The organism is Bradyrhizobium sp. 187 (assembly GCF_023101005.1).
GTDB classification, from domain to species: Bacteria; Pseudomonadota; Alphaproteobacteria; order Rhizobiales; family Xanthobacteraceae; genus Bradyrhizobium; species Bradyrhizobium canariense_D.
This window is the reverse complement of the sequence record NZ_CP064693.1, coordinates 2,613,076-2,627,694: the sequence shown is the minus strand read 5'-3', so window position 1 is coordinate 2,627,694 and position 14,619 is coordinate 2,613,076. Positions and strand designations below refer to the sequence as shown.

The 14,619-nt window shown below is 64.3% G+C and carries 16 protein-coding genes; 7 read left to right on the top strand and 9 right to left on the bottom strand.

Annotation, left to right across the window (positions count from 1 at the left end):
* Nucleotides 1–43: 43 nt before the first annotated feature.
* The 9 genes from IVB19_RS12380 to IVB19_RS12340 form a co-directional block, all read right to left on the bottom strand.
* Nucleotides 44–526 carry a cytochrome c-type biogenesis protein gene (locus tag IVB19_RS12380; RefSeq protein ID WP_026233610.1) on the bottom strand — a complete coding sequence of 161 codons (483 nt, stop codon included), beginning with the start codon at nt 524–526 and terminating at the stop codon, nt 44–46.
* A 4-nt stretch (nt 527–530) separates the two neighbouring features.
* Nucleotides 531–2,513, bottom strand: coding sequence for a heme lyase CcmF/NrfE family subunit (locus IVB19_RS12375; protein ID WP_018458559.1), 1,983 nt, complete (start codon nt 2,511–2,513; stop codon nt 531–533).
* Nucleotides 2,510–3,019: a cytochrome c maturation protein CcmE gene (gene ccmE, locus IVB19_RS12370; RefSeq protein WP_026233609.1), complete on the bottom strand. Its 510-nt coding sequence runs from the start codon at nt 3,017–3,019 to the stop codon at nt 2,510–2,512. The genes IVB19_RS12375 and ccmE overlap by 4 nt, the downstream gene beginning before the upstream one ends.
* A 37-nt stretch (nt 3,020–3,056) precedes the next feature.
* A complete protein-coding gene (gene ccmI, locus IVB19_RS12365) occupies nt 3,057–4,172 on the bottom strand; it encodes a c-type cytochrome biogenesis protein CcmI (RefSeq protein WP_026233608.1) in 1,116 nt (371 codons plus the stop codon).
* A 131-nt stretch (nt 4,173–4,303) separates the two neighbouring features.
* The gene (locus tag IVB19_RS12360) at nt 4,304–4,573 is read right to left on the bottom strand and encodes a hypothetical protein (RefSeq protein WP_007593394.1); all 270 of its coding nucleotides are present in this window, start codon (nt 4,571–4,573) and stop codon (nt 4,304–4,306) included.
* 100 nt (nt 4,574–4,673) lie between these two features.
* Nucleotides 4,674–6,074, bottom strand: coding sequence for a hypothetical protein (locus tag IVB19_RS12355; RefSeq protein WP_018458556.1), 1,401 nt, complete (start codon nt 6,072–6,074; stop codon nt 4,674–4,676).
* Nucleotides 6,075–6,232: 158 nt separating this feature from the next.
* Entirely contained in the window at nt 6,233–7,609 is a 1,377-nt protein-coding gene (locus IVB19_RS12350; RefSeq protein ID WP_018458555.1) for an ATP-binding protein, read from the bottom strand.
* Nucleotides 7,610–7,730: 121 nt separating this feature from the next.
* Nucleotides 7,731–8,402: a response regulator transcription factor gene (locus tag IVB19_RS12345; RefSeq protein ID WP_018458554.1), complete on the bottom strand. Its 672-nt coding sequence runs from the start codon at nt 8,400–8,402 to the stop codon at nt 7,731–7,733.
* A gap of 230 nt (nt 8,403–8,632) precedes the next feature.
* On the bottom strand, nt 8,633–8,788 hold the full coding sequence (locus IVB19_RS12340; protein WP_007593402.1) for a hypothetical protein: 156 nt from the start codon (nt 8,786–8,788) through the stop codon (nt 8,633–8,635).
* A 233-nt stretch (nt 8,789–9,021) separates the two neighbouring features.
* Between IVB19_RS12340 and ku the strand changes: the two genes are divergently transcribed.
* The 7 genes from ku (at nt 9,022) to IVB19_RS12305 (ending at nt 14,619) form a co-directional block, all read left to right on the top strand.
* Nucleotides 9,022–10,005, top strand: a complete 984-nt coding sequence (ku, locus tag IVB19_RS12335; RefSeq protein WP_018458552.1) for a non-homologous end joining protein Ku — start codon at nt 9,022–9,024, stop codon at nt 10,003–10,005.
* Between the two features lie 57 nt (nt 10,006–10,062).
* Entirely contained in the window at nt 10,063–10,299 is a 237-nt protein-coding gene (locus IVB19_RS12330; RefSeq protein ID WP_018458551.1) for a hypothetical protein, read from the top strand.
* Nucleotides 10,300–10,468: 169 nt separating this feature from the next.
* Nucleotides 10,469–10,651 carry a hypothetical protein gene (locus tag IVB19_RS12325; RefSeq protein WP_018458550.1) on the top strand — a complete coding sequence of 61 codons (183 nt, stop codon included), beginning with the start codon at nt 10,469–10,471 and terminating at the stop codon, nt 10,649–10,651.
* Between the two features lie 192 nt (nt 10,652–10,843).
* Nucleotides 10,844–11,008 (top strand): Flp family type IVb pilin, encoded by a 165-nt coding sequence (locus IVB19_RS12320; protein WP_018458549.1) that lies wholly within the window; start codon nt 10,844–10,846, stop codon nt 11,006–11,008.
* A gap of 185 nt (nt 11,009–11,193) precedes the next feature.
* Entirely contained in the window at nt 11,194–12,756 is a 1,563-nt protein-coding gene (locus IVB19_RS12315; RefSeq protein WP_018458548.1) for a hypothetical protein, read from the top strand.
* Nucleotides 12,757–12,931: 175 nt separating this feature from the next.
* Nucleotides 12,932–13,927 (top strand): glycosyltransferase family 2 protein, encoded by a 996-nt coding sequence (locus IVB19_RS40400; RefSeq protein ID WP_018458547.1) that lies wholly within the window; start codon nt 12,932–12,934, stop codon nt 13,925–13,927.
* Nucleotides 13,928–13,935: 8 nt separating this feature from the next.
* Nucleotides 13,936–14,619 carry a class I SAM-dependent methyltransferase gene (locus IVB19_RS12305; protein ID WP_018458546.1) on the top strand — a complete coding sequence of 228 codons (684 nt, stop codon included), beginning with the start codon at nt 13,936–13,938 and terminating at the stop codon, nt 14,617–14,619.

Genomic DNA, 14,619 nt, shown 5'->3' with positions numbered 1-14,619 from the left:
GGAACCCCCGCGCAGTGCCGGCTTGATGCGCGCAGCAACGTAGCTAGCTGGATTTGGCTTCATCCGCCATCAATGCGGCGAGCCGCGCTTCCTCGTCGGGCGTGAGCGGCGGAGCCGGTAGGTCTGCACCATTTCGCGCGCGCCGGCGGATTTGCAGCCATAGCGCCAGGCTGCCGCCAATCAGCAGCAACGGCGCGAGCAGCCACAGCAGCATGTTCTGGCGCTCGAAGCGCGGCTTGAGCAGCACGAACTCGCCGTAGCGCGCGACCAGGAAATCGAGCACTTGCGAATTGCTGTCGCCGGCCGCGATACGCTCGCGCACCAGGAGCCGCAAATCGCGCGCCAGCGGCGCATCGGAATCGTCGATCGACTGGTTCTGGCAGACCATGCAGCGCAGCTCACGCGACAGATCGCGTGCACGCGACTCCTTCACCGGATCCGACATGATCTCGTCCGGCTGCACGGCATGCGCCGCAGGCAAGGCCAGCAGCATCAGCGCGATGAACGCGACCATCATTCGGCGCATCAGATCACTCCGCCGGCTGCAGGCGCTGCTTGGCACGCGCCGGTTTCGGCGCGCCGACTCGCAGGCGCCGGTCCGACAGCGATAGCACGCCGCCGAACGCCATCAGCACCGGTCCCCACCAGATCAGCAGCACCAGCGGCTTGTGATAGATGCGCACGGCAATGGCGCCTTCGGCAGTGGCGTCGCCGAGCGAGATGTAGAGCTGGCTGGCGCCGCGCGTCAGCAGCGCGGCCTCGGTGGTCGAGGAGCCGCGGGTGGTGAAGCTGCGCTTGGACGGCGTCATCACGCTGAGCATCTCGCCGTCGTGGCTGACGTTGAATTCGGCGATCATCTCGTGGAAGTTCGGTCCCTGGCGCTGAAACAGGCCGTCCAGCTTGACGTCATAGCCGGCGACATGGGCGACGTCGTTCTGCTTCATCGTCGCGATATATTCGCTGTTCCAGGTGGTCTCGCAGACGATTCCGATCAGCGCAACGCCGAGGCCGGCATGCGCAAATACCGAGCCCCAGGCCGAGCGCGGCAGACCGCGGGCACGATGCAGCGTCGTCGCGAACGGCAGCCGGAACAAGCCGGTTCGTTCGGCCAGATCCGTGACGGCGCCGGCAATGACGAAGACGCCAAGTCCGATTGCCAATGGCGCGAGCGCGCTGCCGCCGCGCACCCAGCCCCAGACCATCGCGACGGCGATAAGCCCGGCAACGCCGGCCGCCAGCAGGCGTTGGGTGACGCCTAGCAGATCGCCGCGTTTCCACGCCAGCATCGGCCCGAACGGCACGGCGAGCAGCAATAGCGTGAACAGCGGAGCGAAGGTGAGATTGTAGAACGGCGCGCCGACCGACATCTTGAAATCGGCGAGCATCTCCATCGCCAGCGGATAGAGCGTGCCGAACAGCACCACCGCGCAGGCCACAGTGAGCAGCAGATTGTTCAGCACCAGCGCACCCTCGCGCGAGATCGGTGCAAACAGGCCGCCCTGCTTCAACGACGTCGCGCGCCCCGCGAACAGCGACAGGCTGCCCCCGATGAACAGGCAGAGAATCAGGAGAATGAACACCCCGCGGGTTGGATCGGTCGCGAAGGCATGCACCGAGGTGATGACCCCCGAGCGCACCAGGAAGGTCCCAAGCAGCGATAGCGAGAAGGTCAAGATCGACAAGAGGATGGTCCAGACCTTCAGCGCGTTGCGCTTCTCCATCACCAGAGCCGAATGAAGCAGCGCGGTGCCGGCAAGCCAAGGCATCAGCGAGGCGTTCTCGACCGGGTCCCAGAACCACCAGCCGCCCCAACCCAGTTCGTAATAGGCCCAGTACGAGCCCATGGCGATACCGAGCGTCAGGAAGATCCAGGCGACCAGCGTCCACGGCCGCACCCAACGCGCCCAGGCGGCATCGATCCGCCCCTCCAGCAACGCCGCGATCGCGAAGGAAAACGAAATTGAGAAGCCGACATAGCCGAGATAGAGCATCGGCGGATGCACGGCGAGACCGATGTCCTGAAGCACCGGATTGAGATCGCGTCCCTCGATCGGCGGGTTGGTGATGCGCAGGAACGGGTTGGAGGTCACCAGGATGAAGAGATAGAAGGCGCTGGCGATCCACGCCTGTACGGCCAGCACGTGCGCGCGCAGCGACAGCGGCAGATTGTTGCCGAAGGCCGCGACCAATCCGCCGAACAGCGCGAGGATCGACACCCACAAGAGCATCGAGCCTTCATGGTTTCCCCACACGCCAGTGATCTTGTAGAGCAGCGGCTTCATGGAGTGGGAATTCTCGTAGACGTTGACGACGGAGAAGTCCGACTCCACGTGCAGCATCACAAGCGCGATGAACGACGCACCGACGAACAGAAGCTGCGCCAGCGCAGTGGAGCGCGCCACATTCATCAGCGCGTCATCGCGCAGCCGCGCGCCGATCAGGGGCACGATGGACTGGATCAGTGCCAGTCCGAGCGCCAGCACCAGCGCGTAATGTCCTGACTCCGCGATCACCGAACTGCTCCCTGCGGATTGCCCTGCGCGGTCGTGGCCGCGGGCTTGACGCCGTCGGAAGCTTTGGCGCCGTAATCATCCTTCCAGTGCCCCTGCTTCTTCAGGGCATCGGCGACGTCCTTTGGCATGTAGGTCTCGTCGTGCTTGGCGAGCACGGTGTCGGCCTTGAACACGCCGTCAGCATCGAGCGCGCCTTCGGCGACGACGCCCTGCCCTTCGCGGAACAGATCGGGCAAAATGCCCTTGAAGGCGACCGGAAGCTTTGCGCCGCCGTCGGCGACCTCGAAGGTCACAGCGAGATTGTCGCCGCGCTGGAGCGAGCCGGGCTGCACCAGGCCGCCGAGGCGAAACCGCTTGCCGGGCGCAACGTGCTTCTCGGCGACCATGGTCGGCGTCGAGAAGAACACGATGGAATCGCGCAGAGCGTTGAGCACCAGCGCGGCCGCGAGGGCGAGCACGGCAAGCGAGCCGCCGATGATGGTCATACGTCGCTGCTTGCGCGTCATGGCGTATCCATTCCCTGCCCGTCTCGTCCTGACATCATCATCCGTCGAGCCCGAGTGTCTTGAGGCCTTCATCAAGCTGGCGCAACCGTGCTGCATCGTTGGCAACCGCCTGGCGGGCATCGGTCGATGCCCCCACCGCCTTGTCGCGATCACCCATGACGAGATAGGCGCGCACCAGGCGCAGCCAACCCTCGACGTCGTCGCCGTTCTGCTTGAGGCGCGTGGCGAGCCGTTCGACCATGCCGCGAACCATCGCGTTGCGATCGACCTCTTTCATGTCCTTGGAAGCTGCGAGGGTCTCATCCGACAGCGCCGGCATCGTCGCGCCACCGCCACCGACCCGCGCGAGCGAGGTCTGCACCAGAGGTCGCCACGGCGCATCCGCCGGCGCTTTCGCCAGCAGCGCGCGCCAGATATTGGCGGCATCGGCCTTGCGGCCGTCCTGCTCGGCGGCGAGACCGAGAAAATAGTTCGCCTTGGGGTCGTCGGCGCTGAGCGCGCGCGCGCGCTCGAACTCGGTCTTGGCTTCGGCGGTCACGACGCCGCCGGCGGCGGCCGAGATCGCTTCGCCGAGATCGGACCGGCGCTCCGCGCTCTCGCCATTGTAGGTGAGCGAGTTGCGATAGGCGCGCACGGCGTCGTCGAAGCGACCGAGCCGTTCCAGCACGGGCGCGATCACGTTCCAGCCGCGCCCGTCGGTCGGATTCTTTTCCAGATGTTGCTCGACCTGTACGACCAGATTCTCGAGCGACTGCGCCATGCCGGACCCGGATCCGCGCTCCCGCTGCGCCAGTGGAAAGTCCTGAAGCCTGGGCGAGCCGAGCGGCACATAGACACCAATCGCAACCAGCGGCAGGCCGGCAAGCGCCAGCACGGCCGCCGCGCGGCGCCATTTGAGGCTGGATTTCGGTGCCGTTGCGGGCTCGCTGCCGGCCGCGGCAAGCAGCCTGCGGCTGACCTCGACGCGCGCGGCCTCGGCTTCGGGCGCGGCGATCAGCCCTGCGGCAAGATCACGCTCGATCTCGGCGAGTTGGTCCTTGTAGACCGCGACCTCGCTGCCCTGATTTTGCGCGCGTCCGCTACGGCCGAGCGGCAAAAGCACGGCGAAGATCGCCGCGACCGTCATCAGCGCGAACACGAACCATAGCATCATCTGGCAAGCTTCCGGCAGCGCGCAAGCCGCGCCCACAGGTCGCTTTACACCACGGCCGGACGATGCGGCAATTGACAATTGTCAATTCGGCGCGACCGCGCACAGTCCCGAAATGGTGAAAATCCAACGGCTTAGCCGATCTCGAAGTCCGCGCTTTGAGCGGCGTCCTCGCCATGCCCGTTGAAGGCCTTCAGGAAATATGTTCCCGGCTCGATAGCGTCGGGCAATCTGATGCGCAACGCCCCGACGGGAACGGGTGATGCAACCCTGGTGACGGTCTCAGGAAGCTGCCGACCGCTTGCCTTCTCGACCAGCACCACCTTCGCGCCGACCATCAGCCTTTGATATTTGGCAACAACGACGCGATTCTCGATTTCGATGGAACTGATAACGGATTTCATGCGCCCACAGATAGAAATATAAAAAACCTGCACGGCGACCGTAGGGCCAGCCACCGACACCGTCAACCTGAAATTGTGACTACTGAAATATGCGCCTGGATCAGCTAGCGCGCGACGATTTGCGCTCGCCCGTGGCCGCGTTCTCCGCGGCGCGGCTCATCAGCGAGGCATAATCATCGCCGAACAGCACCTGGCAGAAGCGGATCGCGGCCTGCACCTGCTGCTGCCGATAGGTGCGGACCTTGTGATCGGCGCCGCGCAGCGACTGCACCAGCTGCTCAGTCGAACGCTCGACATATTGCTGGAGGTCGGAATAGGTGCGCAGTGTCACCTCGTTGATCGCAAGCTCGCTCGCATAATTGCGGCAGGTGGCGACGAAATCGATCAGCGCGACGGTTTCCTCGACCTCGGTGCTGTCGATCCGCGCGCCCGGCGGAATGTCCTTCTCGGCGCGCTGGCGCAGGATGCGGCGGACGCGGCCGGGAACACTGTCGATCTCGGATTGCAGCGCGTTAGAGATGTCGGCCCGGATCGAGGTCAACTGCTTGCCCCAGGCGGAATCGTTGCGCAGGTCGAGCTCGGTACGCAGGCCTCGCACGCCGTCGTGCAGCGTCTTGAGATTGGCGGCGACATTGTCGAAATGGCCGCGCTTGATGTCCATGCGCAGGATGGCCGCCACGCAGGACAGATCATGCAGCGCGATCGTGACGGCGACGCCATAGGGCGTTGCCGCAACACGGATCTCGTCGTCGGATGCGGCAATCTTGATGGCGAGGCGGATGATCTGCCACGGCGCGGTCATCCGCTGCACGACGATGGAGAGCGCGAAGGGCAGCATCTGCGGGGTCTGGAGGACGGGAATGTTGAGCGCTGCAGTCACCGATGCGATCTGGGCATCGCCGAAGGCGCGCAAAGAGCGCGGCAGCTTCTCGTTCAAGGTGGCAATGGCGTCGCGGACCGCGAGCACCGCCCCGCTCGAATAGAAGTCCTCGATCACGTTGGGCGGGCCAACGCGTGCGAGCGCACGCGACTTGTCGCCCCCGCCCGGCCCCGTCAGCTCGAAGATGGCATCCGCAGCGACCGCCTGGAGCTTCGAGGTCAGCGCTTCGACCTGGCCTGCGCTGTCGGCCGGCGTGCGCGCCAGCGCCGCCTCGAGTTCCTTCAGCTTGTCCGGAGCACCGTCGCGGCCGAGCCATTGCCAGATCGGAGCCAGCGAGGAGCGGCGGACCTGCCCGACCCGGATCGGAGCGCCTGCTTCGACGAGGAATGGTTCCAGCACCTGGAACAGCAGCCGCGACAGATCGTCCGTACGCGGCGGTGCGGCCTCGTCGGCTTCCGTCTTGCGGACAATCTTGCGCAGCTGATCGAGCACGAGGGTTGCCACGGCCGTGTCCTGGCCGCGCTCGAGCGCACGCTCGAACTCTCGCATCAGCAGCGCCTGCGCCTGCGGCGGGAGCTGCGCGAGATAGTCCCTCAGCCGCTCGATCGATGTCTGGCTCATGCGCCCGGGTAATGAACGGTAAATGGCGGACGTGGGATCCGTCCTCCTCGATCATAGGTGGGGCCACTTAAGAAGCCGTTTAGGAAGTCGCTCCGAATACCCCTGGTTTCGTCCGGATCGGGGTGCCGCAAGCCAAATAGTCGCGTCGGAACAAGGGATTATATTCCGGGGAGGACCAGCTCCGCCCGCAGGCCCCCCGTCGGTGCGCGGCCGAGGGAGAGGCTGCCGCCATAGAGCGCAGCGAGCTCGGTCACGATCGACAGTCCCAGGCCCGATCCGGGCTTGGACTCGTCGAGCCGCTGGCCGCGCCGTGAGACCTGGGTGCGCTCGGCCTCCGACAGGCCGCGGCCGTCATCGTCGACGATGATATGCAGCCGCGGACCGATGCTCGCCTGCTGCGGCGCTTCCGCCAGAACTTCGATGAAGACCCGCGACGCCGCCCATTTGCAGGCGTTGTCGACGAGGTTGCCGACCATCTCCTCCAGATCCTGCCGCTCGCCGCGAAATTTCGCCGACGGATCGGCCTCGGCCTCGACCACGATGCCGCGGCCGCGGTGGATCTTCTCCATGGTCCGCCGCAGTGCCTCGATGGCCGGTGCCACCTCCGTCACCGTCGCAACGACCGAGACCCGCGCCGCGATGCGCGCGCGCTCGAGATGATGGGCGACCTGGTCGCGCATCACGTCGGCCTGCTCCATCACCTTGGCCGCGAACGGATCGGTGGCATGCGCGCCGGCCTCGTTCACGATGACCGAGAGCGGCGTCTTGATGGCGTGGGCGAGATTGCCGACATGGGTGCGCGCGCGCTCCACGATCTCGCGATTGGCGTCGATCAGCGCGTTGGTCTCGCGCGCCAGCGGTGCGATCTCGACCGGGAACTCGCCCTCGAGCCGCTCCGCCCGCCCGGACCGGATGTCGGCGATGGATTCGGAGATGCGCTTGAGCGGCGCGAGACCGAAGCGGACCTGAAACACGGTGGTCAGCAGCAACACGATACCGAGCGCGGTGAAGGTGCCGCCGAGGTAGTAATCGAAACTGCGCGTCTCGTCGAAAATCTCGGTGTCGTCACCGGCGACACTGACGAGAAATTTGCCGTCCGCGCCGAGATCGACCGGCCGCTCCACCATGCGCAGGTTCTGTCCCTCTGGACCGTCGACATAAGCGATCCGGATGCCCGCGGCTGTGAGCTCGGTGCCCTGCTCTTCAAGCTTTGGCAGCTTCTTGTCCCAGAGCGAGCGCGAGGAGCGCACCTCCGGCTTTTCGGTGTCGGTCCGCGTGATCTGCCAGTACCAGCCGGACAACGGCAATTCGAACAAGGGCTCGCCGAGCGACTGGAACTGGCGGTCCGGCGGCTCGTCGGGGGTGGCGACCTCGGCGATCAGCGTGCGGAGATAGAGATTGAGCCGGCGGTCGAAGGCGCGCTCGGTGGCGTTCTTGTAGACCGACGACAGCACCACGCCGGTGATGGCCAGGATCACGACGAGCCACGCGGTCGCCGACAGAAACAGGCGGTTCGCAAGCGAGCTGGCGGGCATCGGAATGATCCCGGAGGCGCGGGGTGGCATGGCGTCGGAACTCATGACCCGAACAAGGCCCCTGCTGCGCCGCCCGTCAAGCCAAGATACGTCTAGACGAGATAGTTCGAGACACCGCGCTTCAAGCGCCGGGGGCCGGCGGGGTCAGGAGATAGCCGAGGCCACGGACAGTCTGGATGATGTCGACGTCGAGCTTCTTGCGGATGCGGCCGACGAAGACCTCGATCGTGTTGGAGTCGCGGTCGAAGTCCTGGTCGTAGAGATGCTCGACCAGCTCGGTACGGGACACGACACGCCCCGAATGGTGCATCAAGTAGGCCAGAAGCCGATATTCGTGCGACGTCATCTTGATGGGATTACCCGACACGCTGACCCGGCCGGTCCTGGTGTCGAGCGTGACGGGGCCGCAGGTCAGCTCGCTCTGGGCGTGGCCGGTGGAGCGGCGCAGCAGCGCGCGGATCCGCGCCAGCACCTCCTCCAGGTGGAACGGCTTTGCGACATAGTCGTCGGCACCGGCATCGAAGCCCTGGACCTTGTCGCTCCAGCGGTCGCGCGCGGTGAGGATCAGGACCGGCATGGTGCGGCCGTTGCGCCGCCAGGCCTCCAGCACCGAGATGCCGTCCTTCTTCGGCAGGCCGATGTCGAGCACCACGGCATCGTAGGGCTCGTTGTCACCGAGAAAATGCCCCTCCTCCCCGTCGAAGGCGCGATCGACGACATAGCCGGCGTCGGTCAGCGCCTTGGTAAGCTGGCGATTGAGATCGGGGTCGTCCTCAACGACGAGCAGGCGCACGCTTCTCTCCAGAATTAGGCCGCATGAACACCTGCACAGATGAGCAATTCCGGCGTGAACTGAATATGAACACCGGGGAACCGGCCGCGTTACTTTTTGGTCATATCCGACCAGTTCGCAGTCAACGCACTGCGCCCGCCATGCCACCGGACGAACCGACGGCATGGCGGGCGCAATGTGCCGCGTTACGCGGCGAGTCGGAAGGTGCAAACCGCCGGTCGATCTGCCGATCAGGTCCGGAAGAACACGAACCAGATGACCGCGAGGATCAGGATCGCGAGCCCGGTTGATATGGCGAGCAGCGCCGCCACCGACGGCCCAGGCTCGCCCTGGCGCGCCTCCGTCGGAGTTTCCACGATCTGACGTTGGTCTCGCGTGGTTGCCATGGTGACCTCAATTTCTGGCCGTCGCATCGGATGGCCGCGACTCCTCGCGGCGAATGTCCAGTGGCAACGCATGATCGGATATGATGTTCCGGTTTTTGCAGCCGGATCGGGCTGCAACCGCGCGCCGGGCGGCCGATTAACGCAGTTGCAAGATTCAGCGATCCGCCTTGCTATGATTCGGTGTTCCCCGATGGTATCTTCGTCTTCTGTCCCCGTTGCGTTTGGAGTAGCCCATGGCCCCCCGCGCCAATTGGAAGGGTTTTCTGCGTTTGTCGCTCGTGACCTGCCCGGTCGCGCTCTATCCGGCCACTTCGGATACCGAGAAAGTCTCGTTCAACCAGATAAACCGCAAGACCGGCCACCGGATCAAGTACCTCAAGGTCGACGCCGAGACCGGTGACGAGGTGACTTCGGAGGACATCGTCAAGGGCTACAAGGTCGACACCGACACCTATATCGAGGTCACCAAGGACGAGCTCGACGACATCGCGCTGGAGTCCACCCACACGATCGAGATCGACGAGTTCGTACCGAAGACCGACATCGACAGCCGCTATCTGATCCGCCCCTACTATCTCGTGCCCGACGGCAAGGTCGGCCACGACGCATTTGCGGTGATCCGCGAGACGATCCGGAGCATGGACAAGGTCGCGATCGGCCGCGTGGTGCTGACCAACCGCGAGCACATCATCGCGCTGGAGCCGCTCGGGAGCGGCCTGATGGGGACGCTGCTGCGCTACCCCTACGAGGTGCGCGGCGAGAAGGACTATTTCGACGACATCCAGGACGTGAAGCTGACCAAGGACATGCTCGACCTTGCAAAGCACATCGTCGAGAAGAAGTCCGGCGCGTTCGAGCCTGAGCTGTTCGAGGACCATTACGAGACCGCACTGATCGACCTCATCAACAAGAAGCGCAGCGGCGCGCCCATCGCAGCAAAGGCCGCGCCCAAGACCAGCGGCAACGTTATCAACCTCATGGACGCGCTGAAGAAGAGCATCGCGAACGAGAAGGACGCAGGCCCCGCGGCGAAGGTGGCCAAGGACGTGACCAAGGACGCCGTCAAGGGCAAGAAGCCGAAGAAGCGCGTCGAAGGCCAGCGTGAGATGCTGCTGCCGATCACCGGCAAGGGCGGCAAGGACACTGCTGCGAAAGCCGCTCCCAAAAAGGCGGACAAGCCGGTGCGCGCGCCGGCCCGGGCGAAGAAGGCCGGCTAGCGGCATCGCACAGCGCCGACGCCGTGATGCTGCCCCTCGTCGATCGGCCGACCTGACATGCCCTGGTCGACCGCGTTCGACGAACCCATCTCGTTACGTGGCGGGCGCAAGCTGCGGACGCTGCAAGAAGCTGCCGATCACATCATGCGACTGCCCGAGGATACGCAGGATGCGAGCCACTGGCAGACCGCGATCGAAACCCTGATCAACGCGGCCGAGACCGGCGGCGGCTGGATGATGTTCGCCCGCATCGCGGTGTTGCGGGCGCTGAATGCGGACGGTCGGCGCGAGTGAGCCGGGCGCCCCGCTCGAGAACAGGCTCAACAATCCGTTAAGTCAAGCCGCGCTTTCAGCGTCTGCCTGCGGCCGGAGGGCACGTAATCCTACGGAAGACAAAATTAACCGACGCTTCCCGCTCAGCGCAGCATCGTCGCCCCTCGATTGAACTCGGGGTTGCAGGCTCGTGAAGCAGCAGGACGCCAGAAAGAATTACATCGGCATCGTCAACGACGCGGCCGAGGAAGAAAGCCTGGCCGGCAGCTCCGCGCGAGCGCAGCCGTCCGTGGTCAGCTATCTGGTCGGACGTCTGGCGATAGTGCTGAAACGCTCCAGCAAGGCCGCACCGGAACGCCAGATCTCGTCCTGAGACGGGATGACGACATCGCCAAATGCGTCCGAATTGGGTGACGAAACCTTAAGTCAATCGATGTCACCATATCAAACGGCAGGTGAGGACCATCCGCCCTGCGTTTTGGCGCGCTCACGAAAACTTAGTGAATCAATTTACCATTCCGAAAACGGCACCGGCCTAGGTTGGACGGATGAACAGGAGTTGACGATGACTTTGCTCAAGTCATTTCTTGCCGACGAAAATGGTGCCACCGCCATCGAGTATTGTCTGATCGCCACCGGCATCGCGTTCGCGATCATCACGGCCGTGAACAACACGGGCAGCGCACTCCTGAGCAGCAAATTCAACTCGATCAGCGCGGCGATGAAGTAGCCGGCATAGCCGGCGCGCCGCAATCGCATCAGCACGAATCCGCGTGCAGCGCGCCGGATGATAGGCTCCTCCTTCCGATGCGGCGGCGACCCCAGTTTGATTTTCGCGAAGTTCGCATTATTGGCGTTGTGTCGCGCGGTTGCGCTGTCGTAGAGCGTAAGCTCAAACTCTAGCGGCCCTATGACATGATTCCTTCCGACAAGCCGACCTCGACAATCTGGGCTCGTCTTGGCTCGGACCGATCGACACCGATCAGCGTTCTTGCTGTCCTGGCGGCCCTGTCGTTTCTTCCGGTGCTGCTGACCGCTATCCCCGCGATGGTCGACTATCCCAATCATCTCGCCCGGATGTACATTCTGAGCCAGAACGGCACTCCCAATGCCAATCCGTATTACGAAGTGGCCTGGGCATTCTATCCCAACCTTGGAATGGATCTGCTGGTCCCGCAAATGGCGCGGCTGATCAACGTCGAGAACGCCACGCGCCTGTTTCTGCTCCTGAGCCAATTGCTGATCGTCGGAGGCGCGCTTTTGCTCGAATGGGCCCGGAAGGGACGGGTCCATCTCGCCGGCTTTGCGGCGCTCGCTTTCCTTTATTGTCTGCCGTTCAGCTGGGGCTTCGTGAATTTCGAGTTCGGACTGGGCCTCGCTCTTTGCGGCATCGCCGTCTATCTGATGCTCGCGGAGCGCCCATGGCCACTGCGTTTCGTCGTCAACATGGTCTTCGTCGCTGCGCTGTTTGCAGCACATTTCTTCTCCCTCGGCGTCTATGGCGCGACGCTCGGCGTCTACGAGCTCTCGCGCATCCGCCATGGGCGAAGGTCGTACGGGGTCGCCGCCGCGCGGCTCGGCGCGTTGGCCATACCGGCGCTTGCCCTCTTTGGGATCATGCGCATGACCGCGGGATCGATCGGAAGCGAAGGAACGAGCTGGTTCATCGGATTCAAGCCGATCTGGCCGTTGCGCATCATGAACGGTTACAATCTGACAATCGCAGCGGCGACCGGGCTTACGCTGATGGTCTCGCTGTTCTTCGCCGCAAGACGCGGCGTCCTCAAGCTCGAAACAGCCGGGACCTGGCTCGCGATCGGCTTCGCGCTGCTCTACGTCGTCATTCCCTCGAAGCTGTTCGGAACCTCGTTCGTCGACCTGCGCGTCATTCCCGCTGCGGCTCTGATCCTGCCGGCCTTCTGCTCGCTGACGCTGCCCAGCCGGGCGTGGAGAATGGCAGCGCTCGCCGCGATCAGTGGCGTCATACTGATCAATCTCGCCGTCGTGCTCACGGTGTGGCTGCCTTACCGCACCGACTATGCGGCCATCGTCGAGTCGTTCCACAAGATCGATCGCGGCTCGCGCATCCTCGTCGCCAGCACGGACGACAATGGAGACCCGCCCTTCGCCGACCTCACCTCATATCCGATGTACTATGCACCTACGCTGGCCGTGCACTATGCCAACGCGTTCGTGCCCAATCTATTCACGGAAGCGGGCAAGCAGCCCGTGCGGCCACGCGAGGACGTGCGCCGTCTTGCCATTCCCTACGGGGGGCCGGTGCCGCTGGGCGTGCTTACCGCGATTGCGGCAAGCCGGCCGCCGGCAGGCGTTCCGCCGTTCGTCCGCACCTGGCATCAGGACTTCGACTATCTCTATGTCCTCGGGCCGCGAGCCGCAAACCCGCTGCCGGATCTGCTGGAAGCGCTGGACACCTCTGAGCGATTTGTTCTCTACAAGATCCGCCGCAAGTCCTAGACCGCAAGTCCTAGGCCGAAGCCGCGGCTGCCCAGCGTGGTTAATCGGGCATCACCATCTGCACCCGCCTTTTGGAAGCCACCGCGGTGCCCCATATCCTTAATGGTTGTGGCAAGGCGACCTTAACCACCGCCGGCATAGACTTCCGCTCCTGCAACGAGTTGGACTCTCTCGCATGGCGGCCAATTTCCAGTCGATCCGCTACAGCCTCGTCATCCCCGTGTTCAACGAGGAAGCCGTGCTGCCGGTGCTGCTGCGCAGGCTCGACCTCGTCTTGTCCCGGCTCGACGGGCCGGCAGAGGCGATCTTCGTTGACGACGGCAGCAGCGATTCCAGCTCGATCGTGCTACAGGCACTCGCCACGCGCGACCCGCGCTTTCGCTATATCGGCCTGTCGCGAAATTTCGGGCATCAGATCGCCATCACCGCCGGCATGGACGCCGCGCAAGGTGAAGCGATCATCGTCATGGATGCCGATTTGCAGGATCCGCCCGAAGTGATCGAGCAATTGATCGCAAAATGGCAGGAAGGCAACGACATCGTCCACGCCCGCCGCCTGTCGCGCGACGGCGAAAGCCGATTCAAGCGCGCGACCGCGCATCTGTTCTACCGGCTTCTCGGCAGGATGTCCTCGGTCGGCATCCCCGCCGACGTCGGCGACTTCCGCCTGATCGATCGCAAGGTGCTCGACGCGCTTCGGCAGATGCCGGAGCAGGACCGCTTCGTACGCGGCATGATCGCCTGGCTCGGCTTCCGGCAGGCGGAGGTCACCTTCCACCGCCTCGAGCGAGCAGCGGGCGAGACCAAATATCCGCTGTTCAAGATGCTGCGGCTCGCGATGAACGCCGCGCTCGGCTTTTCCGATCTGCCCTTGCGCCTGGCAATCTGGTGCGGATTGACGGTCTCAGGTCTGGCACTGCTCTATGGCGGCTGGGTGATCCTGTTGTGGCTCAGCAACGATAGTCATCTCGTGACCGGCTGGTCCTCGACGATGGTCGTCATGTCCCTGCTGTGTGGAATGAACATGCTGATGACGGGTATCGTGGGGCTTTACGTCGGCCGCATCCATGCCGAGGTGAAACGTCGACCGCTCTACGTGGTGCAGACCCGCGCTGGCTTCGACCGCAACGAGGCGGCAGCCGCACCCGCGATCCACGCCGTCAACGAGTGACACAGCGCATGACCGAGCTCTTCGACGGCTATCACGACAACTACCGTGACGTGGTCCAATCCTCGATCGACTTCTCCGGCTTGCCGCATCATTTCTTCATGCGCGCCAAGGCCGATCTGCTGGGCAACCTGATCGCGCAGCGGCTCGACACGGAGAGGCCCGACATGCTGGACGTCGGCTGCGGCGTAGGCAGCCTTCATCCACTGCTGCACGGCATGGTCGGCCGCTTGAGCGGCATCGACGTCTCGTCGGCCAGCCTGGCGCAGGCGCGCGCTGACAACGGCAGGGTCGACTACCGTGAGTTCGACGGCCGCACCTTTCCTTTCGACGATGCCAGCTTCGATCTGGTCACGGCCGTCTGCGTGATGCACCATCTCGTGCCAACGGAATGGGCGCAATTCATCGCGGAGATGCGGCGCGTGACGCGCCCCGGTGGACTCGTCTGCGTCATCGAGCACAATCCGTACAACCCGCTGACCCGTCTTGCCGTCGCGCGTTGTGAGTTCGACCGGGACGCCGTCTTGCTCGGGGCCGGCACAACCCGAAAATTGATGGCTGCCGGCGGCTTGCGCGAGATCGGTGCGCGCCATTTCCTGCTGCTGCCCTGCGACACCAAGCCGTCGCGGCGTCTCGAAGCGACCCTGAGCGGCGTGCCGCTCGGCGGCCAATACGCCGCCTACGGGACCGCTTGA